The sequence below is a fragment of the Stenotrophomonas mori genome (assembly GCF_023556335.1).
Taxonomy (GTDB): Bacteria; Pseudomonadota; Gammaproteobacteria; order Xanthomonadales; family Xanthomonadaceae; genus Stenotrophomonas; species Stenotrophomonas mori.
The window spans coordinates 38,292-61,931 of sequence record NZ_JAIKTS010000005.1; the positions used below are offsets into that span (position 1 = coordinate 38,292).

General features: G+C 71.1%; 18 protein-coding genes. 16 read left to right on the forward strand and 2 right to left on the reverse strand.

The genetic code is table 11. From position 1 onward, the window contains the following. Positions 1–122: 122 nt before the first annotated feature. The 15 genes from K5L01_RS13120 to K5L01_RS13190 all read left to right on the forward strand — a co-directional run bounded on the left by K5L01_RS13120 (position 123) and on the right by K5L01_RS13190 (position 19,236). Positions 123–1,562, forward strand: a complete 1,440-nt coding sequence (locus tag K5L01_RS13120; protein WP_250065034.1) for an undecaprenyl-phosphate glucose phosphotransferase — start codon at positions 123–125, stop codon at positions 1,560–1,562. Beyond that, complete coding sequence (locus K5L01_RS13125) at positions 1,562–2,488, forward strand: glycosyltransferase family 2 protein (protein ID WP_250065036.1); 927 nt, start codon at positions 1,562–1,564, stop codon at positions 2,486–2,488. The genes K5L01_RS13120 and K5L01_RS13125 overlap by 1 nt, the downstream gene beginning before the upstream one ends. Further along, positions 2,485–3,270, forward strand: a complete 786-nt coding sequence (locus K5L01_RS13130; protein WP_250065038.1) for a polysaccharide biosynthesis/export family protein — start codon at positions 2,485–2,487, stop codon at positions 3,268–3,270. The genes K5L01_RS13125 and K5L01_RS13130 overlap by 4 nt, the downstream gene beginning before the upstream one ends. Continuing rightward, the gene (locus K5L01_RS13135; RefSeq protein WP_250065040.1) at positions 3,267–5,249 is read left to right on the forward strand and encodes a GumC domain-containing protein; all 1,983 of its coding nucleotides are present in this window, start codon (positions 3,267–3,269) and stop codon (positions 5,247–5,249) included. Before K5L01_RS13130 ends, K5L01_RS13135 begins: the two co-directional genes overlap by 4 nt. Then, entirely contained in the window at positions 5,250–6,413 is a 1,164-nt protein-coding gene (locus K5L01_RS13140) for a glycosyltransferase (RefSeq protein ID WP_250065041.1), read from the forward strand. Then, positions 6,410–7,768 carry a beta-galactosidase gene (locus K5L01_RS13145; protein WP_250065043.1) on the forward strand — a complete coding sequence of 453 codons (1,359 nt, stop codon included), beginning with the start codon at positions 6,410–6,412 and terminating at the stop codon, positions 7,766–7,768. Before K5L01_RS13140 ends, K5L01_RS13145 begins: the two co-directional genes overlap by 4 nt. Beyond that, positions 7,768–8,970 (forward strand): glycosyltransferase family 4 protein, encoded by a 1,203-nt coding sequence (locus K5L01_RS13150; protein ID WP_250065045.1) that lies wholly within the window; start codon positions 7,768–7,770, stop codon positions 8,968–8,970. Before K5L01_RS13145 ends, K5L01_RS13150 begins: the two co-directional genes overlap by 1 nt. Further along, the gene (locus K5L01_RS13155; RefSeq protein WP_250065047.1) at positions 8,961–10,067 is read left to right on the forward strand and encodes a glycosyltransferase family 4 protein; all 1,107 of its coding nucleotides are present in this window, start codon (positions 8,961–8,963) and stop codon (positions 10,065–10,067) included. Before K5L01_RS13150 ends, K5L01_RS13155 begins: the two co-directional genes overlap by 10 nt. Then, entirely contained in the window at positions 10,064–11,461 is a 1,398-nt protein-coding gene (locus K5L01_RS13160) for an O-antigen ligase family protein (protein ID WP_250065048.1), read from the forward strand. Before K5L01_RS13155 ends, K5L01_RS13160 begins: the two co-directional genes overlap by 4 nt. Beyond that, a complete protein-coding gene (locus K5L01_RS13165) occupies positions 11,458–12,279 on the forward strand; it encodes an acyltransferase (RefSeq protein WP_250065050.1) in 822 nt (273 codons plus the stop codon). Before K5L01_RS13160 ends, K5L01_RS13165 begins: the two co-directional genes overlap by 4 nt. Positions 12,280–12,283: 4 nt before the next feature. Beyond that, the gene (locus K5L01_RS13170) at positions 12,284–13,723 is read left to right on the forward strand and encodes a lipid II flippase MurJ (protein WP_250065053.1); all 1,440 of its coding nucleotides are present in this window, start codon (positions 12,284–12,286) and stop codon (positions 13,721–13,723) included. A gap of 479 nt (positions 13,724–14,202) precedes the next feature. Then, positions 14,203–14,742, forward strand: coding sequence for a fimbrial protein (locus K5L01_RS13175; protein WP_250065054.1), 540 nt, complete (start codon positions 14,203–14,205; stop codon positions 14,740–14,742). An 83-nt stretch (positions 14,743–14,825) separates the two neighbouring features. Then, positions 14,826–15,554, forward strand: a complete 729-nt coding sequence (locus tag K5L01_RS13180; RefSeq protein ID WP_250065057.1) for a fimbrial biogenesis chaperone — start codon at positions 14,826–14,828, stop codon at positions 15,552–15,554. 92 nt (positions 15,555–15,646) lie between these two features. Further along, positions 15,647–18,211, forward strand: a complete 2,565-nt coding sequence (locus tag K5L01_RS13185; protein ID WP_250065059.1) for a fimbria/pilus outer membrane usher protein — start codon at positions 15,647–15,649, stop codon at positions 18,209–18,211. After that, the gene (locus K5L01_RS13190; RefSeq protein WP_250065061.1) at positions 18,202–19,236 is read left to right on the forward strand and encodes a fimbrial protein; all 1,035 of its coding nucleotides are present in this window, start codon (positions 18,202–18,204) and stop codon (positions 19,234–19,236) included. Before K5L01_RS13185 ends, K5L01_RS13190 begins: the two co-directional genes overlap by 10 nt. Before the next feature lie 20 nt (positions 19,237–19,256). Here K5L01_RS13190 and K5L01_RS13195 read toward each other — a convergent pair whose 3' ends face one another. Both K5L01_RS13195 and ettA read right to left on the reverse strand, forming a co-directional pair. Then, complete coding sequence (locus K5L01_RS13195) at positions 19,257–20,573, reverse strand: NCS2 family permease (protein WP_250065063.1); 1,317 nt, start codon at positions 20,571–20,573, stop codon at positions 19,257–19,259. Positions 20,574–20,938: 365 nt separating this feature from the next. Beyond that, entirely contained in the window at positions 20,939–22,603 is a 1,665-nt protein-coding gene (ettA, locus tag K5L01_RS13200; RefSeq protein WP_250065065.1) for an energy-dependent translational throttle protein EttA, read from the reverse strand. Positions 22,604–22,822: 219 nt separating this feature from the next. On the opposite strand from ettA, the gene K5L01_RS13205 reads away from it, so the two are divergent. Beyond that, positions 22,823–23,272, forward strand: a complete 450-nt coding sequence (locus K5L01_RS13205; protein WP_250065067.1) for an RcnB family protein — start codon at positions 22,823–22,825, stop codon at positions 23,270–23,272. The last annotated feature ends 368 nt before the right edge of the window (positions 23,273–23,640 follow it).

Below are 23,640 nucleotides of genomic sequence, written 5' to 3' on the forward strand. Positions count from 1 at the left end.
AGACTGTCCTGAATAGGGGTGCCCGTGTGCAGACCGCCGCCGCCATGCATGGGTCATGGCAGCGTGGGGTGTCCGGGCGCGCCTGCCGATCGTCCGTCCGGCTCCAGGTCCCTGACGTCGCAATGCGTTTACCGTTCTCCGATGCGTTGTTCACCAACGCCCGCCCCACCGTGATGCGCTGGTCGCGTCTGATGGCGCGCGTGTTCCATTTCTGCGCGGCGGTGTGCCCGGCGGTGCTGGTGCTGTGGCTGATGGACGTGCGCGACGCCGGCATGATCCGTACCTACCTGCTGCTGGCGTTGTCGGCCGGGGTGCTGACCCTGCTGGTGTTCGCCGCGTTCGGCCTGTACGGGCGCAAGCTGTTCAGCAACCGCCTGCTGCTGCGCGCCACCGTGGTGGCCTGGTCGGCCGGTTTCGGCCTGGTGCTGCTGCTGCACACCCTGTTCCACCTCATCGCCTACCTGCCGGTGAAGATGGCCATGCTCTGGTATGCCACGACCCTGCTGCTGCTGGTGGTCGGGCGCCTGCTGATGCTGGCGTTCTTCCAGCGGCGCATGCGGCAGGGCGATTTCGTCGGGCGCTCGGTGATCGTGGGGGCGACCGAGAACGGCGGGCGGCTGGCCCGGCACATGCAGCAGAACGCCGAGATCGCCTGCGGCCTGCTCGGCTTCATCGACGACCGCAGCCCCGAGCGCATCGCCCCGAACCTGCGGCCGCAGCTGATCGGCAATTTCACCATGCTCGAACGGCTGATCCGCAACAACGAGGTCGACCAGGTGCTGATGGCGCTGCCGGCGGCCGCGGAAGGGCGCAACCGCCACTACGTCGAGCTGCTCAGGAAGATGCCGGTGCAGGTGTTCCTGGTCCCGGAGATGCAGGCGTTCAACTTCGCGCTGCCGCGGGTGGCCAACATCTCCGACGTGCCGATGCTGGTGGTCTCCGAGCCGCCGCTCAAGGGCTGGGCGCCGGCCTACAAGCGCGCCGAGGACATCGTGCTGGCCGGGCTGGCGCTGGTGCTGCTGGCGCCGCTGATGCTCGCGGTGGCCGTGGCGATCAAGCTGGACTCGCGCGGCCCGGTGCTGTTCCGGCAGCGCCGCTACGGCTACAACCAGCAACTGATCGAGGTCTACAAGTTCCGCTCCATGTACCACCACCAGCGCGACATGGACGCGCGGACCCAGACCCGGGCCGACGACCCGCGGGTGACCCGGGTGGGGCGCCTGATCCGCCGCACCAGCATCGACGAGCTGCCGCAGCTGTTCAACGTGCTGGGCGGGAGCATGTCACTGGTCGGGCCGCGCCCGCACGCTACCGCGACCAAGGCCGCCGACATCCTGTTCGAGGAGGCGGTGGCCGACTACGTGGCCCGGCACAAGGTCAAGCCCGGCATCACGGGGCTGGCCCAGGTGCACGGCTACCGTGGCGAGACCGATACCGTGGAAAAACTGCAGAAGCGCGTGGAGTACGATCTGGCCTACATCGAGAACTGGTCGCTGGGCCTGGACGCCTTCATCCTGCTGCGGACCCTGCCGGCGGTGCTGTCGATGAAGGCGGCGTACTGATGGCCGCTCCCCGCGTGGCGCTGGTGATCCCGGTGCGCAACGGCGAGCCGTTCCTGGAGCGCATGCTCCCGGCGCTGCGTGCGCAGCGCCTGCAGCCCGACGAGATCCTGGTCATCGACAGCGCCTCGCGCGACCGCAGCGTGGCGCGCTGGCGTGCGTTCGGCGCGCGCGTGGTGGAGATCGACGCGGCCACCTTCAACCACGGCGGCACGCGCGGCTGGGCGTCCACCCTGGTCGATGCCGACGTGCTGGTCTACCTGACCCAGGACGCGGTTCCGGTGCCGCCGGACGCGCTGGCCAACCTGGTCGCCGGCCTGTATGCCGAGGACGGCATCGGCGTGGCCTACGGCCGGCAGCTGCCGCATCCGGGCGCCGGGGTGCTGGCGCGGCACGCGCGGGCGTTCAACTACCCGGCGCAGGGCCGCATCAAGCGCCTGGCCGATGCCGCCGAGCTGGGCATCAAGACCTGTTTCAGTTCCGATGCCTTCTGCGCCTACCGCCGGGACGCGCTGGACGCGGTGGGCGGCTTCCCGCAGGACGTGATCGGCAGCGAGGACGCGCACGTGGCCGGGCGCATGCTGCTGGCGGGCTATGCGGTGAACTACGTCGCCGATGCGCAGGCCTGGCATTCGCACGACTACAGCATCGCCGAGGAGTTCCGCCGCTACTTCGACATCGGCGTGTTCTATTCGCGCGAGCGCTGGATCGCCGAGCGTTTCGGGCGCGCCGGCGGCGAGGGCGGGCGGTTCGTGAAATCGGAACTGGCGGCGCTGCGGCGCGAGGGCCGGCTCCGGGAGGTGCCGGGCGCGCTGCTGCGCAGTGCGGCGAAGCTGGTGGGGTATCGATTGGGGCATCTGGAACACAGGCTGCCATCGGCGCTCAAGCGCAGGGTCAGCATGTTCCCCGGTTACTGGAGGCAGCAGTGAGTACGAGCAGAGTGATGGTGATGGCGCTGGTGGCGGCGTTGTGCACGGCGTGCGCGACGCCCAACGTCGTCAGGCTGCCTTCGGGCAAGGTGATCGAGCAGCGGCAGATCTCCAACTTCAGCCCCGAGCAGCTGCCGGTGCCGGTGCTGCGGGTCCATCCCGGCGACGTGCTGCGGATCGTGCGCGACGCGCAGACCCCGGCCGAGAAGGACGAGGCCACCCTGTACCGGGTGCGCCCGGACGGGATGATCGCCTATCCGTTCATCGGCACGGTCCAGGCCGGCGGCCGCACCCCGGAGGACGTGGGCGAGGAGGTCACCCGGCGGCTGGATGCGATCTACCGCGAACCGGCGGTGACCGTGAACATCGCCGAGGCCCCCGGCAGCCGCGTCTACGTCGGCGGCGCGGTGCGCAACCCGGGGGTGTTCGAGCTGGGCGCGGCGGTCAATGTCGCCCAAGCCATCACCGCCACCGGCGGCGTGCTGCCCACCGCCGACAGCCGCCACGTGGCGCTGGTGCGCCAGGACGAGCAGGGCGTGCAGCAGGTGTACTTCTTCGACTACGCCTCGCTGCTCGGCGCCGGCACCCAGGGCAGCCGCAGCGTCGGCCTGCAGCGCGGCGACCTGGTGTTCGTGCCCAGCTCGCGCATCGGCAACGCCATCCAGCGCGTGGACATGTATGTCGGCCAGCTGCTGATGTTCCGCGGCTTCGGCGCGTCGGCGAACTACCAGATCAACGAACCCTCCTACAAGATCAACACCCCCGACGGGAGCGTCCCGTGATCGAGATCCGCAGCCTGCGCGACGCCCTGCGTCTGCTCTTCATCTTCGCCCGGGAGTTCCGGCTCGCGCTGCTGGCGACCCTGGCGGTGGTGGTGCTGGGCGCCTTCCTGCTGCCCAACCGCTATGTCTCCGATGCCCGCCTGCTGGTCAAGCCGACCGAGAGCGCCAGCGTGCAGCTGCCGGTGCAGCCGGGCCCGGACACCGGCTTCGTGCAGCAGAGCCCGCAGCGCGACCCGCTGCTGGACGAGGAGAAGCTGGCCACCAGCGCGCCGGTGATGCTGAAGGTGGCGCAGACCTACCTGGCGATGTCCTCGGTACCGCCGAAGGGCACCTGGGCGCTGGTCAAGTTCCGCATGGGCCAGGCGTTCGCCTGGACCAAGGAGCGCCTGCGCGACGTGCTGGTCGGCATCGGTTTGATGGACGAGGCGCCGCTGGCCGATCGCCTGGCCGCGCGGCTGGCCAAGAAGCTGCAGGTCAGCCACGACCCCGGTTCCAACGTGATGGAGATGCGGGTCAGCTGGAACGACCCGCACGTGGCCCAGGGCATCTCCCGGGCCTGGGTGGACGCCTATTTCGACGAGCGCGCGCAGGCGGCCGGCGGCGAGGCGCTGTTCAATTTCTACGAGGCGCAGAACCGCGAGCTCAACGACAGCATCGTCGCGCTCAAGCGCCAGCTGCGCGAACAGCTGCGGGTGATCGACGCGACCAGCGTCGAGCAGCGCATCGAGGACGTCACCGACCAGCTGCAGAAGCTGTACCGCCAGCGTCGCGGGCTGCAGGCCGAGCGCGAAGCGCTGCTGGGCATCCTCGGCTCGGCCGGCCGGCAGCTGCCGGCGGTGGCCGGCGAGGTGGTCACCGAGCGCGAGATCAGCCTCAATCCGGCGCGCGAGGATTTGAAGCTGAAGTTGAACGGGCTCAAGCAGCAGCGCCTGGACCTGCTGCGCAACTTCAAGGAAGGCGCGCCGCCAGTGCGCGCGCTGGACGAGAGCATCGCCGCGCTGGAAGCGGAGATCCGCGGCGTGGACGGCGACGTGGTGCGCTCGCGCAACCTCGCGCCGAACGTGCTGGGTACGCGCCTGCGCCAGGACATGCAGGACGCGCGCCTGAACGTCGCCAAGATCGACGCCAACATCGCCGAGATCGACAGCCAGATCACCCAGCTCCAGCGCGAGCGCGAGGAGGTGATGGCGGCCGAACCGTCGCTGTCGCGGTTGAGCCTGGAGCTGTCCTCGGCGGAGAAGACCTTCGCCCAGTATTCGGACTACCTGCTGCGCGCGCGGGTGATCCGCGACCTCAACCGCGCCCGGCTGAGCAACGTGGCGCTGGTCGGGCAGTCCAGCTTCACGCCGTCGCGGGTGTTCCCCAAGAGCATGCTGATGCTGCTGCTGGCGGTCCCGGTGGCGTTCGCGGTGGCGCTGGTGGTGGTGTTCCTGCTGTACCTGATGGACCAGCGCATCCATGACGGCGGCCGCCTGGAGAAGACCCTGGGCGTGCCGCTGCTGGCGACGCTGCCGGAGATCCTGCACGACGTGGACGGGTCGCAGCCGCTGCGCGCGGCGCTGTACCGCATCTACTGCCGGCTGCCGCTGGAGCAGATCGCCACGCAGGGGCTGGCGGTGGGCTTCACCTCCAGCCGCAGCGGCGAGGGGGTGAGCTTCATCGCCTCGCGGCTGGCGATCGTGCTGCGCCAGCAGGGCTACAGCGTGCGCGACGGCCAGCTGCCGGCCGCCCCCGGCGAGGTGGTGCTGGTGCAGGCGCCGCCGGTCAGCGACGAGAACGCGTTGATCCAGCTGCGCGGCTGCGACCGCATCGTGCTGGTGGTGAAGACCCGCAGCACCACGGTGCCGGCGGTGGAGCATGCGATCGCACTGCTGCGCGATGCGCTGGGCCATGTCGATGGCGTGGTGCTGAACCGCCGCGTGTTCGAGATCCCGCCGCGTTACTGGACGCCGATCAGCCGCTGGCTCGGGGCGTACTGAGTGCGGCTTGCCCTGCTCGCGCCGTTGCCGCCGTTGCAGAACGGCATCGCCGACTATGCGCAGGCCTGGATGACGGCGGTGCGCGCCGCCGGCGTGGAGGTGGTGGTGCCGCCGCAGCAGCAGGGGCAATGGGACACCGCCGATGCCGGCTTCTGGCAGGGCATCGATGGGGTGCATGCCGAACTGGGCGGCGGCCGCGGCCCGGAATTCCTGGCCCTGGAGCAGCTGCGCGCGCGCTTCCCGCAACTGCCGTTGAGCGCGACCGTGCACGACCCGGAGCGGCTGGTCTGGCGTTCGCCCAGTCTGCCGCGCGGGCCCGGGCGCTGGCTGGCCGCCGCGCCGCGGCCCTTGCCGCAGCTGCTGGCGCTGTCGCAGGACCGCCGCACCCTGGCCCGCGAGCGCGCGCTGGCGCGCCGGCTCGATGCCCTGGTCACGCTGACCCGCAGTGGCGGCCAGGTGCTGGCCGAACGCCTGCAGGTGGGCGCGGACAAGGTGCATTTCATCGCGCATGGCAACGGCGTGTTCGCGCCGCAGGCATTGCCGGACACCGTGCCGCTGCAGCTGCTGTATTTCGGTTTCCTCTATCCGGGCAAGGGCATCGAGGACCTGCTCGATGCCCTGGCACGGGTGCGCCGGCAACGGCCGGACGCCGCGGTGCGCCTGACCCTGGCCGGCGGCAGTGCCCCGGAGCTGGCCTTCGGCCGCCGCGGGGACTATGTCGCCGGACTGCGCGAGCGCGCCCGGCGGCTGGGCATCGGCGACTGGATCCAGTGGCGGCTGGACCTGCCCGCCGCGCAGATCGTGCCCTGCGTACAGGCCCACCACGCGATGCTGCTGCCCTACCGCGATTCGAAGAAGCTGGCCCTGCTCGGGCGCATGCGCGGCACCAGCGGCGCCCTGTCCTGGGCCAATGCCTGCGGCCGCGGCGTGATCGCCTCCGATGCGCGTGCCTTCGCCGAAGAGGTGTCGCACGGCAACGGCGACGTGTTCGCGCAGGGCGACAGCGCGGCGCTGGCCGAACGGATCACCGCGCTGCTTGATGCACCGGCGCGGGCCGCGGAATGGGCGGCAGGTGCCGCGGCCCTGGGGCAGCAGCGGCAATGGCCGCGTATCGCCGCGCGGTTCGCCGCGCTGTTCGCGTCGTTGCAGGAGGGTCGACGATGAATCTTGCACTCACCCGTCCCGCCAGACGCGGGTGGCGGCGCGCGGCGCTGCTGCTGGTGGCATTGGCGGCCCTGCTCGGCGGGGTCGGCGCCTGCGCCAAGGGCGAACGCCCGGCGATGGAGCTGGTGCCGCCGCGCGCGGTGGAATGGCGCGACTTCCTCGGCGTGAACGCGCACTTCCTCTGGTTCGAACCGGCGCGCTACCGGCAGCAGATGGACCAGCTGCAGGCGCTGGGCCTGCAATGGGTGCGGGTGGACCTGCACTGGGACACCATCGAACCGCGCGAGGGCGCGTTCCGCTGGGACGTGCTGGATCCGCTGATGGCCGAGATCCAGCGCCGTGGCCTGAAGGCCGAGGTGTACCTGGTGGGCTCGGCGCCGCATGCGACCTCGGCTCCGGCCGGCAGCCCGCATCCGGACCAGTACCCGCCCAAGGATCCGGCGCTGTACGCCACGGCGCTGGTGCGGCTGGCCCAGCGCTACCCGCAGGTCGAGGCCTGGCAGGTCTGGAACGAGCCCAACCTGCCGGCGTTCTGGCGTCCGCGCGAGGACCCGGCCGCTTACGGCCGGCTGCTGCTGACCAGCGTGCAGGCGCTGCGCGCCGCGGCGCCCGGCCGCCGGATCGTGCTCGGCGGCATGGGCTATTTCAGCCAGATGCCCACCCGTGGCGGTGGCCTGATGGTGGAGGAACTGGCCAAGGGCGGCCTGTATTCGCTGGACGTGATCACCGCCTACCACCCGTATTCGCTGTACCCGGAGGGCGACGACCCGAAGGCGATGGACTTCATCCTGCGGGCGCAGCAGGGCAACGCCGCGCTGCGCGCGGCCGGGGCACGCGACATCTGGGCCGACGAGTGGGGCTGGTCGAGCTACGACGGGCCCAGGGAAGAGCAGCCGATCATCGGCGTGCAGGGGCAGGCCGACTACGTCACCCGCCGGCTGGCGCTGATGAGCGCGCTGGACTACGACAAGGTGTTCCTGTTCGCGTTGAGCGACCTGGACCGCCGTGCCGGCGCGCGTGACCGCCGCTACGGCCTGCTGGACGAACGCGCCCGGCCCAAGCCGGTCCATGCCGCCGTGCAGCGCCTGCTGCACGTGACCGGCCCCCGCATCACGCCGGGCAAGGCGCCGGCGCTGGCCACGGTACCGCCGGGACTGGTCAGCATCGCCTGGCAACGCGAGGATGGCCGTCGCCTGTGGTTCTTCTGGGCCGACACGCCCGGCCAGGTGCAGCTGCGCGGCGTGGAACGCGCACAGCTGCACGATGTACTGGACGGGAGCGAGCAGGCCTTGCAGGCCGACGCCGGCCGCCTGGCCGTGCCGGTCGGCACCACGCTGTCGGTCCTGGAGTGGTGATGCGACCGCTGCGCCTGCTCTGGGTGATGCCCTACCTGCCGTGGCCGACCACCAGCGGCGGCAAGCTGCGCCAGTACCACCTGCTGCGCTGCCTGGCCGCGCGCGGCCACCGCATCACCCTGCTGGTGCAGAGCAAGACCGCGCTGGACCCGGAGGCGCGCGCGCACCTGGAACCGCTGCTGGAGCGCCTGGTGGTGCTGGAGCGCCGCCCGCTGAAATCGTTCCGCACGCTGTACTCGGCGCTGCTGTCACCGGTGCCGCTGCTGGCCTCGGTCAACGGCCACGCACCGGCGTTCGCGCGTGCGCTGGACCGCCTGCTGGAGCAGCCCTGGGACGTGGTCCAGCTGGAACACTCCTACCTGTACGAGCCGTGCCGCGGCCCGCTGCGCCGCCACCGGCGCGACTTCATCGTCAGCGAGCACAACGTGGAATCCACGCTCGCCGACGTGACCTACAGCCGCCTGCCGGCGATGCTGCGGCCCCTGGCGCGGCTCGACCGCGGGCGCTACCGGCGCTGGGAACGGCAGGTGCTGTCGGCCGCGCACAAGGTGATCGCATTGACCGGCGAGGATGCGCGGGTGTTCGCGCCGTACAGCCGGCAACCGGTGGCCGTGGTGGTCAACGGCACCGACACCGCGGCGTTCGCCGACGTGGTGCCTGATCCACGGCAACGCCGCGTGCTGTTCATCGGCAACTTCGAGTACGCGCCCAACATCGATGCGGTGGAGTGGATGCTGGACGTGATCATGCCCGCGCTCTGGAAGCATTCGCCGGACGTGCGCCTGTGCCTGTGCGGGCACGCATTGCCGACGCAGTGGGCCGAGCGCTGGACCGACCCGCGCATCGAGTGGCGCGGCTTCGTGCCGCGGCTGCAGAGCGTGCAGGCGCAGAGCAGCGTGTTCCTGGCCGCGCTGCGCGATGGCGGCGGCTCCAAGCTGAAGGTGCTGGAGGCGATGGCCGCCGGGCTGCCGCTGGTGGCCACGCCGCAGGCAGTGTCGGGCCTGGCCGTGCAGCCGGGCGTGCATTACACCGGTGGCGGGCAGGTCGACGCGCTGGTGGCGGGGCTGCGGCAACTGCTGGAGGATCCTGCCCAGGCCCATGCCCTGGGCGAGGCCGGGCGCGGCTACGTGCGCCGGCACCACGACTGGAGCCGCTCGGCCGACCAGCTCGAGGCGGTCTATGCGGAGCTGGCATGCGCATAGGCATCGACTACCGCCCGGTGACCGCCGCGCCGTACTCGGGCATCGCCCGCCAGGTGCTGGCGCTGGAGCAGGCCCTGCTGGCCAGCGGTCGTGGCGAGCTGGTGCGTTTCAGCATGGCACCGCTGCAGCATCCGCACCGCGCGACCGCCTGCTGCCCGGCGCGGGACGTCCCGGCCGGCGGCCTGCACCGGCCGCAGGCGCGGTTGGCGTTCGAGATCGGCTTCCTGCCCAAGGCACTGGCCGGGCAGGGCATCGACCTGTACATCGCCACCGCCAACAGCGGCCTGCCGTGGCCGCGTCCGCGCGGGCTCAAGCGCCAGGTGCAGCTGCTGCACGACCTGTTCCAGCTGACCCTGGCCGGGCGCCACGCCAGCCGCTTGCATGGCCTGGTGTACGGCACGATGGACCGGGCCCTGATCGGCCACGCGCTGCGTGCCGCCGATGCGGTCTGGACACCGTCGCAGTACAGCGCGGGGCAGGCCGCGCAGCTGTTTCCGCGCAGTGCCGGCAAGCTGTCCGTGCTGCCCAATGCGGTGGCTCCGCCGGCCCCGCCGGATGCGCCGCGGGACCCGGCCCTGCCGGACCGCTACTGGCTGGTGGTGGGCACCCGCGAGCCCCGCAAGAACATTCCCTTCCTGCTCGAACACTGGCAGGCCCTGCGCGCGGGCGGCCTGCCGCTGCCGGACCTGGTGCTGGTGGGCGATCCGGGCGACGTGCCGGCGCCGATGGCCGGACTGCCGGGCCTGCACTGGCGCGGCGGCCTGGACGATGCCGGATTGTCGCGGCTGTACCACGACGCCGAGCGGCTGTGGCACCCGGCCACCGCCGAGGGCTTCGGCCTGCCGGTGATCGAGGCACTGGCCTGCGGCACGCCGGTGGCGGTGGCCACCGGCAGTGCACTGGACGAGATCACCCCGCACCAGGCGCTGCGTTTCGACCCGCGTGATGCCGGCGCCCTGCGCGACGCACTGCGGGCCGCGGCCACCGGCCGGCGCGCGGAGGAAGGCGGCCCGGTGCTGCAGGCCGCCGCGGCGCGCTATGCCCCGGCACACTACCGGCGGCGCGTGCTGCAGCTGCTGGACGAGGTGCTGCGGTGAGGCTGGGCGCCACCGTCGCGGTGCTGTGCGGAGTGTTGTTCGGCAGCCTGCTGCTGTTCCTGCCGCCGTCCAAGTTCTTCGTGCTGCTGGTGGGCTTCCCGGCGGCGCTGGTGGTGCTGCGCTGGCCGGTGGTCGGCCTGTCGCTGTTCGCGTTGTCGGCCACGTTCATGCCTTACAGCACGTTGCAGGTCGGCATCCGCTTCACCGTGGCCGAGGCGATGCTGGGCCTGACCTGGGCCGGGGTGGCGCTGCAGCTGTTCTTCCAGAAGCTGGAGCGCCCGGACTGGGGCGGGGTGGAGCGCTCGCTGCTGCTGTTGATGGCGTTCAGCGCGTTCCCATTCCTGGTCGGCCAGGTGATGGTGGTGGCCGACGGCAACGGCCCGGTGAACTGGGTGCGTTGGCTGGCCAACCTGTCGCCGCTGCTGCTGGCGCCGTTGATGCTGTCGCAGCAGAAGCAGCGCGAGCAGCTGATGGTGATGCTGCTGCTGGGCAACCTGGCCATGCTGCTGCTCTCGCTCGGCCTGTTCATCACGTCGCGCAGCGCGCTGGAGATGATCCCGATCCTGGAGAAGGCGCGGTACGCGCACCCGGAAGCCCTGCTGGACATCTTCAGCGCCGAGAACGCGCGCCTGGGCACGCCGTGGGTGCATCCCAACCTGACCGGCGGCGCGATGGCCCTGTTCGTGCCGATGGCGGCGTTCCATGCGCTTTACCAGCACGGCTGGCGGCGCCTGCTCGGCGCGGCGGTGGCGGTGCTGGGCACCGCGGCGCTGCTGCTGAGCAGTTCGCGCGGCGCCATCCTGGCGATCGGCGTGATGCTGCTGTGGCTGTCCTGGCTGCGCGTGCCCTACGCGCGGGCGATGGTGCTGGCCGGGGTGCTGGGCGGCGTGGTGCTGGCGGTGAGCTACCCGCCGCTGCAGGACCGCCTGGCCACCATGTTCTCCGCCGACAACGCCAGTACCGAAGTGCGCGTGGACGAGTACAGGCGCTTTCCCGAGGCGGTGGCCCGCTATCCGCTGGGCATCGGCTTCCGCAGCGAACCGCCGGTGCCGGGCAGTGGCCTGCTCGGCATCTCCAACCTGTGGCTGTACTACATGTACAAGCTGGGCCTGCTCGGCATGCTGCTGTACGGCGTGGTGACCTGGCGCTGGTGGAAACGGGTGCGGCCGCAGGGCAAGGTCACGGCCATCGATGCACGCAACGGCCTGTGGATGGGCTGCACCACCGGCCTGCTGGCCGCGTTGGTCACCGGCCTGATCGATCACTACTACAGTTTCACCATGGTGCTGGTCGCCCTGTTCTGGCTGGTGATGGGCCTGGGGCTGCAGAGCGCCGCCGCGGTATCGGCCGATGCACCGGGCCGGCCGTCATCGTCTTCGAGGAAGCAGGCATGAGACACCGTATTTTCCATTCGACGGACCTGCGCGCGCGGCTGGGCGACTATGCCGCGCGGCTGGGCGTGGACACGTCGGCGCTGCTGGCCGCCTACGAGTGGCTGCTGGCCAACGAGGCCGTGTTCGAGGAGCCCGGCGGCGACGGGGTGCGGGTCTCGGTCTGCTCGGTGGACATCGAGGCCAGCCTGCAGGATCCGCTGGGGCGGCGCCTCTACCGCGCGCTCAAGCACGAGGTCCCCGCGCAGTTCGTGCCGCGCTACGGCAAGAACTGGGCCACGTTGAAGGACCGTTGCCTGCGGCTCTGGGAGCAGGTCTACAACATCGCCATCAACAAGGTCCCGTTCCACTGGGTGCGGCTGACCTGGCTGCGCATCGGCGGGGCCAGGATCGGCGAGGGCTCCACCCTCTGGCGCAACACCGAGGTGTTGGGCATCAACAACCTGGTGATCGGCAAGGACAGCGTCATCGCCTGGCACTGCCAGATCGACGCGCGTGCCGGGCTGCGCATCGGCGACCATGTCGCCATCGCCTCGCACGTGCTGATCATCGCCGGCACGCACGACCTGGCGGCGCCGGAGTTCTGGTCGGTGTCGGCGCCGATCGTGATCGAGGACTACGTGTGGATCGCCAGCCGTGCGCTGGTGGCGCATGGCGCGCACCTGGGCCGCGGCAGCGTGGTCACCGCCAACACCGTGGTCGCCAAGGAGGTCGCGCCCTACAAGATCGTCGGCGGCAGCGGCGCCAAGCCGATGGGCGAGCGCCCGCACGACCTCAACTACAAGGTGGGCGGCAAGAACCTGCTGACCCTGCTGCACTGAGCCGATGTTCCGCGCCACGCTCTGGCTGACGCTGGCGACCCTCGCCGGGCTGGCGCTCGGCTTCGGCCGCGAATGGCTGCTGGTCGATGCCTGGGGCGCCGGCGCGCGCACCGATGCCTTCCTGGTCGGCCTGTTCCTGCCCGAGGCGGTGCGCATGACCCTGGCCGCCGGGCTGCTGTCGTCGGCGGCGTTGCCGCTGTACCAGCAGCTGGGCGGGGAGCGGCGCACGGGCTGGTTGGCGTCGCAGTTCGGCAGCCTGCTGCTGCTGGGAACGCTGTTGGCCGCGCTGCTGGCGGCCGCCGCGCCGCTGTGGGTGCGGTTGATCGGCCCCGGGCTGCCGGAGGCGGCCCGCCACGATGCGTCGGCGAGCCTGGCCGTGCTCGCGGCCACCGTGCCCCTGCTGCTGCTGCACGCCCTGGCCGCGGCGGTGGCCCAGGCGCAGGAGCGCTTCCTGGTCGCGGGGTTGGGTTCGTTCCTCTACAACCTGCCGGCGGTGGTGCTGTTGCTGCTGCAGCGCGGGGCGACCGATGAGCGGCGGCTGGCCTGGGCCTTCGTCCTCGGTGCGGGGCTGATGCTGGCCTCGATGCTGCCGCTGCTGTGGCGCAGTGGCTGGCGTCCCTGGCGCTGGCGCTGGCACCGGCAGGACATCGCGCTGCTGTACCGCCGCCTGGCACCGTTGCTGGCCAGTGCCGGCGCCAGCCAGGGGCTGGCGCTGCTGGAGCGCATCTGCGCGTCGTTCCTCGGCGAGGGCGCGATCACCCTGGTCAACCTGGCGCGCAAGCTGGTCAACCTGCCGTTGGTCGCGCTGATGAGCCTGAACCAGGTGGTGCTGGCGCGCATGACCCGGTTGGCGGGCGACGGAGACGCGCGTCGCCAGGCGCTGCGGGTGGGACTGCTGGCCACGGCGGCGATGACCGTGCCGGCGGCGGCCGGCATGATCGCCGCGGCGCCCACGCTGGTGGCGCTGCTGCTGCCGGCCGGCATGGCGCAGGGCGCCCTGCCGGGAGTGCTGGCGTGGTTCGCCTGCGTGATCGTGTTCGGCGCGTGGAACGCGCTGCTGGCCCGCTACGCCTATGCGCGTGGCGATACGGTGCTGCCGATGCGCTGCGAGCTGGCCGGCAGTGCGGTCAATGCGCTCGCACTGCTGCTGGTGCCGCTGGCGACCGGCCTTGCCGGGATCGCCTGGGCGGCCCTGGCCGGCTGCCTGATGACCGCGCTGCTGTTCCTGCGCCGCTACCGGTTGCTGGGCGATCCGCTGGTCTATCGGCTGCCGTCGGCGGCACTGCTGGCGCTGGCCGGCGCCGCGCCGCTGTTCGCGCTGGGTGGATTCCCCTGGCGTCAGCTCGGCCTGGCCTCGCTCTGGGCGGCGGCCTGGCTGGGGCTGCTGGCGTCCTGGACGGTACGCCGGCTGCGCACCGCCCCGCCGGCACCCGCCGACGGCTGAGTGCCGACCGGGGCGCGGAGAGCGGCCTTCATTCCCATCCGCTGACCGACCTGCAGGCCCCTGTGGGCGGCCGCCCCGTGCCTTCCCGCGGCACCGTCTCCGCCGGCGGCGTTTCCCGGACCTGGATGCCTTGCGGCCTGTGGCCCGTGGCCGGCGCCGCCATGGCTTGATCCCGGCAGCGGCAGCGCGCGCGTGGTCCCGGGGGACCGTTCCTGCCTGCCGATGCCGGCGTCGGCGTCGGCGGGCCGTGCGACGTGCATCCGTCGGTTTCCGGGGTTGCCTGGATAACTTTGTGAATGAAATGTCAATAGTCTTTATGTGATCTTCATCACAATTTTTCTAGGCTCTCGTCACGGATTTTGGCCGGATGGCCGGAATCCGTACGCGGGTGAGACGCAAGGAAGGGTCTGAAGGCCGGCTGTGCTCCTTGCTTCCTCCTCTACTTCTCCATTGCTTCAGTAGGGTTAGGTAAAAAGCGAATGCACAAGATCAACGTCATGGCCGCTGTGATGCTGGCCGCCGCTCCGCTGGTGGCCAGTGCCGCCGACGGCACCATCACCTTCAACGGCAAGGTCACCGACAAGACCTGCACCATCTCCACGCCCGGCGGCAAGGATTTCGCCGTCAACCTGCCGACCGTGTCCCAAAGCGCCCTGGCCACGGCCGGCGCCGTCGCGGGCCGCACGCCGTTCGCGATCAACCTGAGCCAGTGCAGTGCCGGCAAGGTCGCCACCTACTTCGAGCCGGGCCAGACCGTCGACTTCAACACCGGCCGCCTGCTCAACCAGGCGTCGGCCGATGCCGCCACCAACGTGCAGCTGCAGCTGCTGGGCTCGAACAACCAGTTCCTGCCGATCAAGGGCGCCGGTGCCGACCTGGCCCAGAGCAACTCGCAGTGGGTCACGGTCGGCGACGACGGCTCGGCCGATCTGGACTACTACGCCGAGTACTACGCCACCGCCGCGGCCACCCCGGGCGACGTCACCAGCAGCGTCAAGTACACGATCATCTACAACTGATCGCGCTGCCACCGCGCGGGCCGGCGTGCGCGCCGGCCCGCGCTCCGCGGCCAGGGGCCGCCCATCTGGAGCGTGGTATCCCGATGAACGCACTCTTTTCCCGGGCGCTGCTGCTGGCGGCGTTCGCACTGCCTGCCTGCCAGGACGCGCTGGCCGGCGTGGTGGTCAACGGTACGCGGGTGATCTATCCGGCGCAGGCGCGCGAGGTCACCGTGCAGATCGACAACGTCGGCGAGTCGCCCGCGCTGGTGCAGGCCTGGATCGACGCCGGCGACGCCGAGCAGACCGCCGACACCAGCGATGCCCCGTTCGTACTGACACCGCCGATCGTCCGCATCGAACCGGGCCGCAGCCAGGCACTGCGGGTGATCTTCACCGGCGCGCCGCTGCCGGCGGACCGCGAATCGCTGTTCTGGCTGAACGTGCTGGACGTGCCGCCGGCGCCGGACGCCGCCGCCAGCGACGACCAGAACTACCTGCAGGTCGCGTTCCGCTCGCGGTTGAAGCTTTTCTACCGGCCGCGGGGCCTGGAGGGCGTGGCCAACGACGCGCCGGCGGCGCTGCGCTGGAGCCGCAGCGGCGACCGTCTGCAGGTGCAGAACCCGAGCCGCTACCACGTGACGCTGGCCGAGGTGCATGCCGCCGCCGGCGGCCGCGAGCTGGCGGTGGAGGACAAGGGCGCGATGGTCGCGCCGGCGCAGCGCCTGGAGTTCGCCGCGCCGGCGGGCACCGAGCAGGTGCGCTTCATCACCATCAACGATTACGGCGGCCGTGTGGAGCACACGGTCCGGCTTGCCGCCACCGGGGGCTGAACGCGCGGCGCCGGCCCGGGGCCTGCGCATCCCGCCACCGCCGCGGTGCGGCGAACTGAAGGACTGTCAGTGTGATCGGAAACAGATTGACAATGTCGATCCACCAGGCGCTCTGCCTGCTGGCGACCGGCGTGGCCTGCCCGGGATGGGCACTGGCCGCGCCGGCCAACCTCGGCGAGCAGGCGCTGGTGGCGCAGGGCGGTGCGGCCGGTGCGCGCGCACCGGAGCAGGCGCGGTTCAACGCCGGGTTCCTGTCCGGACAGACCCGGCAGCTCGACCTGGCGGCCTTCAGCCACGGCAACCCGATGGTGGCCGGTACCCACCGCGTGGACGTCTACGTCAACGGCACCTGGCAGGGCCGCCGCGACCTGCCGTTCCGGGCCGATGCGCAGGGGCGCGTCGACGCCTGCCTGGCGACCGCGCTGCTGGAGGAGATCGGCGTGGACAGCGCGGCGCTGCCGCCGCGGGCGGAGCCGTCCCCGCCGGGCGCCGCCGCTGACTGCCTGCCGGTGCAGCAGCGCATGGCCCATGCCTACGGCACCTACGACGGCGCCAACCTGCGCTACGACCTGAGCATTCCGCAGACCTACCTGCGCCGCGAGGCGCGCGGCTATGTCGATCCGTCGCTGTGGGACCGCGGCATCGATGCCGGGTTCGTCGGCTACAGCTTCAATGCCATCGACAGCGACAGCCGCATCGCCGGCGGCCGCCGCAACCGCAGCGCCTACCTGGGCCTCAACGCCGGCCTGAACCTGGGCGGCTGGCAGTTCCGCCACGATTCCAACGTCACCTGGTCCGACGGGCGCGGCCGCCAGTGGCAGCGCACCGCCACCTATGTGCAGCGGGGCCTGCCGAAGATCCGCGGCATGCTCACCCTGGGCGAGGCCTATACCGCCGGCGAACTGTTCGACTCGGTGGGCTACCGCGGCGCCAGCCTGGCCAGCGACGACCGCATGCTGCCGGACTCGCTGCGCGGATATGCGCCGGTGGTGCGCGGCATCGCCGAGACCAACGCGCGGGTGGAGGTGCGGCAGAACCAGCAGCTGATCTATTCCGCGACCGTGGCGCCGGGCGGTTTCGTCATCGACGACCTGTACCCGACCGGCTATGGCGGCGACCTGGAGGTGGAGGTGATCGAGGCCGACGGCCGCCGCCGCACGTTCAAGGTGCCGTTCGGCTCGGTGCCGCAGATGCTGCGCGAAGGCGTGTCGCGCTATGCGCTGACCGCCGGCCAGGTACGCGACACGTTGCTGCGCGATGAACCCTGGTTGCTGCAGGGCACCTACCAGCGCGGCATCGGCAACCGGCTGACCGTGTACGGCGGCAGTGCCCTGAGCGAGGGCTACACCTCGCTGCTGTACGGCGTGGGCCTGTCCACGCCGATCGGCGCGCTCGCCGCGGACGTCACCCACGCCCGCACCGTGTTCGACCACTACGGCGACCACACCGGCGCCAGCGTGCGGCTGAGCTACAGCAACATGATCGGCGAGAGCGGGACCAACCTGACCCTGGCCGCCTACCGCTATTCCACTGACGGGTTCTACAGCCTGCAGGATGCGCTGTACGGCCGCGACGCCGATGACCGCGGCATCGATCCGACCACCCGGGGGCGCCAGCGCAGCCAGTTCCAGATGACCCTCAACCAGCCGCTGGGCCGCCGCTGGGGGGCCCTGTACGTGACCGGCTCGGTGCGCGACTTCTACGACCGTGCGGGGACCTCCAAGCAGTACCAGGTGGGGTACAACAACGCCTGGCGCGCGATGAACTACGGGTTCTCGGCGCTGCGCACCGAAGAGGGCGCGTTCGGCCGCAGCGACACCCAGTACCTGCTGTCGATGAGCATGCCGCTGGGCCGGGGCGCCCGCCCGCTGTCGCTCAGCGCCGACCTCGGCATGCGCGACCGTGGTGGCTACGACACCAGCCGCATCGGCATCACCGGGGTGGCCGGCGTGGACGGCAACGTCAGCTATGGCGTGGCGCTGTCCGACTCCCGCAAGGGCGGCACCGGCGTGGTCGCCAATGCCGACTACCGCAGCCGCTATACCGCGGTGAACGCCAGCTACAGTCATGCGCGCGATTTCCGCCAGGCCTCGGTGGGCGCCAACGGCAGCCTGGTGGTGCATGCCGGCGGGGTCACCTTCACCCCGCAGCGGGGCGACACCATGGTGCTGGTGGAGGCGCCGGACGCGCGCGACGCGATCGTGACCAATGCGCCGGGCCTGCGGATCGACGGCCGCGGCTACGCGGTGGTGCCGTACGTCTCGCCGTACCGCCTCAACACCGTCACCCTCGATCCCCGGGGCATGGCCCACGACGTCGAGCTGGACAGCAGCAGCCGGTCGATCGCACCGTTCGCCGGCGCCATCGGCCACCTGCGCTTCGACACCCGCAAGGGCCGCGCACTGCTGATCCAGGCGCGCCGCGACGATGGCCGGACGGTGCCGTTCGGCGCGCAGGTCAAGGACGCGCAGGGGCAGCCGGTGGGCATGGTCGCCCAGGGCGGCCGCCTGTACGTGCGCAGCGAACAGGCACAGGGGCGCCTGCAGGTGACATGGGGCGCCGGTGACGGGCAGTACTGCACGGTCGACTACCAGGTTCCGGCCGGCGCGGACGCGTCGACGACCGGCTTCATTCCACTGGAGGCAGCATGCCGATGATCCCTTCCGCTGGCCGCAAGGCCCTGGCCGTCCTTGCGGTGCTCGGCGGCGCGGCCCTGGCGGCGCCGGCGTCCGCCAGCTGCTACATCACCCAGCAGGGCTTCGTCGCCCAGGACGTGGAGATGGACATGGGGCAGGTGGTGATCCTGCCCAACCTGCCGGTCGGCGGGCTGATCAAGGAGCTGGTCGTGCCGATCAACCAGCGCAACAGCCTGGGCTACTGCGACCGCAGTGGCGGCAACGCCAGCGGGCGCTTCGTCAACGCCGCGCAGCAGAACGCGGTGCCGGGTTTCAGCAATGTCTACGCCACCGACGTGGCCGGCGTGGGCATCCGTGTCTACCGCGATTCGGGCACGATCCAGAGCTACTACCCGCATACCCTGCAACTGCCCGGCGACCGCACCCTGTCGCTCACCGGCGGGCGGTTCCGGGTGGAGCTGATCAAGACCGCCGCGCAGACCGGCTCGGGGGTGATCGCGCCCAATGGCCGCTTCACCACCTACTACCTGGACGGCGACGGCCCCGGCCGCCCCGAGCTGACCTCCACCTTCAAGGGCTCCGGCACCACCGTGGTCAGTCCGACCTGCAGCGTGCAGGCCGGCAGCCGCAACATCGCGGTGGACTTCGGCAGCGTGCCCAACACCGCCTTCACCGGGGTCGGCTCGCGCGCGGTCGACCGCGACTTCGATATCCACCTGGACTGCCAGGGCAGCAATGTCGCCGAGTACCAGAGCAGGATCGGCATCCGCCTGGACGCCGACCAGGACAGTTCGAACATGCCCGGGGTGCTGGCGCTGAGCGCGGCCGCCGACAGCGCCACCCGCATCGGCATCCAGATGGTCCAGCGCGACGGTACCGGCGAACGCGAAGTGCGCTTCGGGCAGACCCTGGAGATCGGCACCACCGCGCCGGGCAGCCGCACCCTGAGCCTGCCGCTGCGCGCGCGCTACGTGCAGACCCGGGCCGGCAGCGTCGGCGCCGGCGTCGCCAACGGGCAGGCCACGTTCACCATCCAGTACAACTGACGGCGCCCCGTGCGCCGGGTTCAGCCCAGCGCGTAGCGGACCACGAACAGCCCGGCGACCAGCCAGAGCGCCGGGCGCGCCTCGCGCCAGCGGCCGGTACCGGCCTTGAGCACCGCATGGGCGATGAAGCCGAACGCCAGGCCGTTGGCGATGGAGTAGGTGAACGGCATCGCCAGCGCGCACAGCGCCGCCGGCACCGATTCGGTCAGGTCGCTCCAGTCCACGTTGACCAGCTCGCGCAGCATCAGCCCGGCCACGAACAGCAGCGCCGGCGCGGTGGCGTAGCCGGGAACCATCGCCGCCAGCGGCGAGAACAGCAGGGCGGCGAGGAACAGCGCCGCGACCACCAGCGCGGTCAGCCCGGTACGGCCGCCGACCTGCACGCCCGAGGCGCTCTCGGCGAACGCGGTGGTGGAGCTGGTGCCCAGCAGCGAGCCGGCGACGATCGCGCTGCTGTCGGCCAGCAGCGCCCGGCCGAAGCGCTTGCGGCCGTCGGCCAGCTCCAGCAGGCCGGCGCGGCCGACCACGCCGTACAGGGTGCCGGTGGCGTCGAACACCTCGACCAGCACGAACACCAACACCACCTGCAGCAGCACCGTCAGCGGCGCGCCGCCGTCATGGTGCAGCAGGCCCGGCAGGTCCAGCTGCAGGAAGGTCGGCGCCAGGCTCGGCGGCAGCGACACCAGGCCCCGGTACTCCACATCGCCGACCAGCCAGCCGGCGGCGGTGACCGCGAGGATGCCGATCAGGATCGCGCCGCGCACGCGCCGCGCCTCCAGCACCGCGATCAGCAGGAAGCCGCCCAGCGCCAGCAGCGGTGGCACGGTATTGAGCGGCCCCAGCGCCAGCATCGTGTCCTCGTTGGCGACGATCACGTTGGACTTCTGCAGCGCGATGATCGCCAGGAACAGGCCGATGCCGGCGACGATGGCCGAGCGCAGCGAGCCCGGGATGCCGGCCACCAGCCAGGCGCGGACGCCGCTCAGCGAGAGCGCCAGGAACACCAGTCCGGAAATGAACACCGCCGCCAGCGCCTGCTGCCACGGCAGCCCGGCCGAGCCGACCACGGTGAAGGCGAAGAATGCGTTCAGGCCCATGCCCGGCGCCATCCCGACCGGGAAGTTGGCGGCCAGCGCCATCACCGCCGAGCCGATCGCCGCGGCCAGGCAGGTGGCCACGAACACCGCGCCCGGGTCCATGCCGGTGGTGCCGAGGATCTCGGGGTTGACGAAGACGATGTAGGACATCGTCAGGAAGGTGGTCAGTCCGGCCAGCAGTTCGGTGCGGACGGTGCTGCCGTGCTGCTGGAGCTTGAACAGGCGATCGAGGAGGGGCATGGGGATTTCCGTGACGGAGTAGGCCCTTCTCGCTCTGGGAGCGTGCCCGGCAGGCGTGCCGGACGGCACGGCGGACGCCGCCCGAAGGGAGGCACAGGGATGTGCCGGATGCCGCTGCCCCGCAGGCGCGGATGGACGGGCCACGGCGATCCTGCGGCCGCCGCCATGACGGCCGCGTCAGCGCGTACCACCGCGGCCGGGCCTTGGGAAAACGGTACCGCCGGCCGCCCTGCGGGCGCCTGGCCGTGCCCCGGTCATGACCGGCACCGGCCGGTGTCCGCGGGGGCGTCGCAGCGTCCCGTTCCCGGCGGAAGCGGGAGGGCGGAAAACGGACGGCCGCATCGCTGCGGCCGTCCGGGTGTCGCTTACTTCAGTGCCTTGAAGCGCAGGCGCTTGGGACCGGCATCGTCGCCGAGGCGACGCTTCTTGTCCTCTTCGTACTCGCGGTAGTTGCCCTGGAAGAACTCCACGTGCGAATCGCCCTCGAAGGCGATGATGTGCGTGGCGATGCGGTCCAGGAACCAGCGGTCGTGCGAAATCACGAACGTGTTGCCCGGGAACTCCAGCAGCGCGTCTTCCAGCGCACGCAGGGTCTCGATGTCCAGGTCGTTGGACGGTTCGTCGAGCAGCAGCACGTTGCCGCCCTGCAGCAGGGTCTTGGCCATGTGCAGGCGGCCGCGCTCACCGCCGGACAGCGAGCCGACCATCTTCTGCTGGTCCTGGCCCTTGAAGTTGAAGCGGCCGATGTAGGCGCGCGACTGGATCTCGGTGCCGTTGATGTTGAGGATGTCCAGGCCGCCGGAGATTTCCTGGAACACGTTGTGGTTGCCCTCCAGCGCGTCGCGGCTCTGGTCCACGTAGGACAGCTGCACGGTCGGGCCGACCACGATCTCGCCCGAATCGGGCTTTTCCTGGCCGGTGATCATCTTGAACAGGGTCGACTTGCCGGCGCCGTTCGGGCCGATGATGCCGACGATGGCGCCCGGCGGGATGATCATCGACAGGTTGTCGATCAGCAGGCGGTCGCCGAACTTCTTGGAGACGTTCCGGAACTCCATCACCGAGTTGCCCAGCCGCTCACCCGGCGGGATGAACAGCTCGTTGGTCTCGTTGCGGCGCTGGTAATCCACGCTCTGCAGCTCTTCCAGGCGGGCCAGACGGGCCTTGCCCTTGGAACGGCCGCCCTTGGCATTCTGGCGCGACCACTCCAGCTCCTTCTGGATCGCCTTCTGGCGGGCCTTTTCCTGGTTCTCTTCCTGCTTGAGGCGCTCTTCCTTCTGCTCCAGCCACTGGGTGTAGTTGCCCTTCCACGGGATGCCGCGGCCGCGGTCCAGTTCCAGGATCCACTCGGCGGCGTTGTCCAGGAAGTAGCGATCATGGGTGACCGCCACCACGGTGCCGGTGTAGCGGTGCAGGAACTGTTCCAGCCACTCCACCGACTCGGCATCGAGGTGGTTGGTCGGTTCGTCGAGCAGCAGCATGTCCGGCTTCTGCAGCAGCAGGCGGCACAGCGCCACGCGGCGCTTCTCGCCGCCGGACAGCTTGCCGACCACCGCGTCCCACGGCGGCAGGCGCAGCGCGTCGGCGGCCACGTCCAGCTGCTGCTCCACGGTGTGGGCGTCGCCGGCGGCCAGGATCGCCTCCAGGCGTTCCTGTTCCTTGGCCAGCGCGTCGAAATCGGCGCCTTCCTCGGCATAGGCCGCGTACACGGCTTCCAGCGCGGCCTGCGCCTGCAGCACGTCGCCCACGCCTTCCTCCACCGCCTGGCGCACGGTGTGTTCCGGGTTCAGCTCCGGCTCCTGGGCCAGGTAGCCGACCTTGATGCCCGGCTGCGGGCGGGCCTCGCCCTCGAAGTCCTGGTCCACGCCGGCCATGATCTTCAGGACGGTGGACTTGCCGGCGCCGTTCAGGCCCAGCAGGCCGATCTTGGCGCCCGGGAAGAACGACAGCGAGATGTCCTTGATGATCTGCCGCTTGGGCGGGACCACCTTGCTGACGCGGTTCATGGTGTAGATGTATTGCGAGGACATGACGTCTCCGTAGCGCACACCCGTGCCCGGTCCGGGTCGGACAGGCCCCAGGGTAAAAGGGAACGGGCAATTATAGCCGCAACGCATGGCGCGCCGGACCCGCCGGCAGCGTCTGGCTGCTCCCTGAATGGGCGCGGGCCGGCGGACCGCCGCAGCCGGAATCCGTTCATGCGCCATGGGCATGATGAAGGCGTTCATCGCATCCGCCGGGGGCCACCCATGAAGAAGATCACCCGCCTGTTCGCTGTCGCCCTGTCGGTGTTGCTGGTGACCGTGGCCGTGGCGCCCGTGTCCGCCGCCGGCGACCGCTCCCACGACCGCGGCCGGCATGGCTGGAACGACCGCGGCCGTGGCCCCGAGCGCGGCTGGCGCGATGGCCGCCGGCACTACGATGCCGGCTACCGCACGGGCTACCGCGATGCGCGCTACGACACCCGCCGCTACTACGCGCCGCCCCCGCCGCGGGTGGTCTACCGCCCCTACGGCTTCCAGCGCGGCCATGGCTACCGCAATTACTATGGCGGGCCGGTCTATGTGGTCAACGATTACGGCCGTTACCGGCTGCGGGCGCCGCCGCAGGGACACCGCTGGATCCGCGACGATCGCGGCAACCTGCTGATGGTGGCCATCGCCACCGGCATCATCGCCGACATCGTGCTCAACCACTGAGCCGGCGGCAGGGACGGAATGCACCGAGGCGCCCCCCGTGGGCGCCTTTCCCGTGTCTGGGGGCGGAATGGCGGGAAGCGGACGGAGGCGGTGACCGGACCGGAGCCCTTCCGGTCGATGGGACTGCGGCCGGAAGCGCCATTCCAGGGCACGGCGCTTCGGCCGGTGCCGTGGCGGTCGCCGCCGGAGACGGGGTGCACCCCGGCCGGGAGGGCGGGCGGAGGCATCGGGGCCACGTTGCGGGAGTGCCGGCGATGCCGGCAGCGCCTGCCGCGGTAGCCGTTGCGGTGGCCTCCGGCGTGGTGCGCCGCGTGCGGGCGGTACCGGCAGGCAGTGGCCGGAAAACGCGGAAAGGCCGCGGGCGCGGG

What these genes read in the sequence shown, in the direction of transcription:
- K5L01_RS13195 (WP_250065063.1), bottom strand. Translation starts at nt 20,573, where the DNA reads ATGCCCCTCCTCGATCGCCTGTTCAAGCTCCAGCAGCACGGCAGCACC.
- K5L01_RS13145 (WP_250065043.1), top strand. Translation starts at nt 6,410, where the DNA reads ATGAATCTTGCACTCACCCGTCCCGCCAGACGCGGGTGGCGGCGCGCG.
- K5L01_RS13170 (WP_250065053.1), top strand. Translation starts at nt 12,284, where the DNA reads ATGTTCCGCGCCACGCTCTGGCTGACGCTGGCGACCCTCGCCGGGCTG.
- K5L01_RS13155 (WP_250065047.1), top strand. Translation starts at nt 8,961, where the DNA reads ATGCGCATAGGCATCGACTACCGCCCGGTGACCGCCGCGCCGTACTCG.
- K5L01_RS13180 (WP_250065057.1), top strand. Translation starts at nt 14,826, where the DNA reads ATGAACGCACTCTTTTCCCGGGCGCTGCTGCTGGCGGCGTTCGCACTG.
- K5L01_RS13175 (WP_250065054.1), top strand. Translation starts at nt 14,203, where the DNA reads ATGCACAAGATCAACGTCATGGCCGCTGTGATGCTGGCCGCCGCTCCG.
- K5L01_RS13125 (WP_250065036.1), top strand. Translation starts at nt 1,562, where the DNA reads ATGGCCGCTCCCCGCGTGGCGCTGGTGATCCCGGTGCGCAACGGCGAG.
- K5L01_RS13185 (WP_250065059.1), top strand. Translation starts at nt 15,647, where the DNA reads ATGTCGATCCACCAGGCGCTCTGCCTGCTGGCGACCGGCGTGGCCTGC.
- K5L01_RS13190 (WP_250065061.1), top strand. Translation starts at nt 18,202, where the DNA reads ATGCCGATGATCCCTTCCGCTGGCCGCAAGGCCCTGGCCGTCCTTGCG.
- K5L01_RS13120 (WP_250065034.1), top strand. Translation starts at nt 123, where the DNA reads ATGCGTTTACCGTTCTCCGATGCGTTGTTCACCAACGCCCGCCCCACC.
- K5L01_RS13165 (WP_250065050.1), top strand. Translation starts at nt 11,458, where the DNA reads ATGAGACACCGTATTTTCCATTCGACGGACCTGCGCGCGCGGCTGGGC.
- K5L01_RS13205 (WP_250065067.1), top strand. Translation starts at nt 22,823, where the DNA reads ATGAAGAAGATCACCCGCCTGTTCGCTGTCGCCCTGTCGGTGTTGCTG.
- K5L01_RS13150 (WP_250065045.1), top strand. Translation starts at nt 7,768, where the DNA reads ATGCGACCGCTGCGCCTGCTCTGGGTGATGCCCTACCTGCCGTGGCCG.
- ettA (WP_250065065.1), bottom strand. Translation starts at nt 22,603, where the DNA reads ATGTCCTCGCAATACATCTACACCATGAACCGCGTCAGCAAGGTGGTC.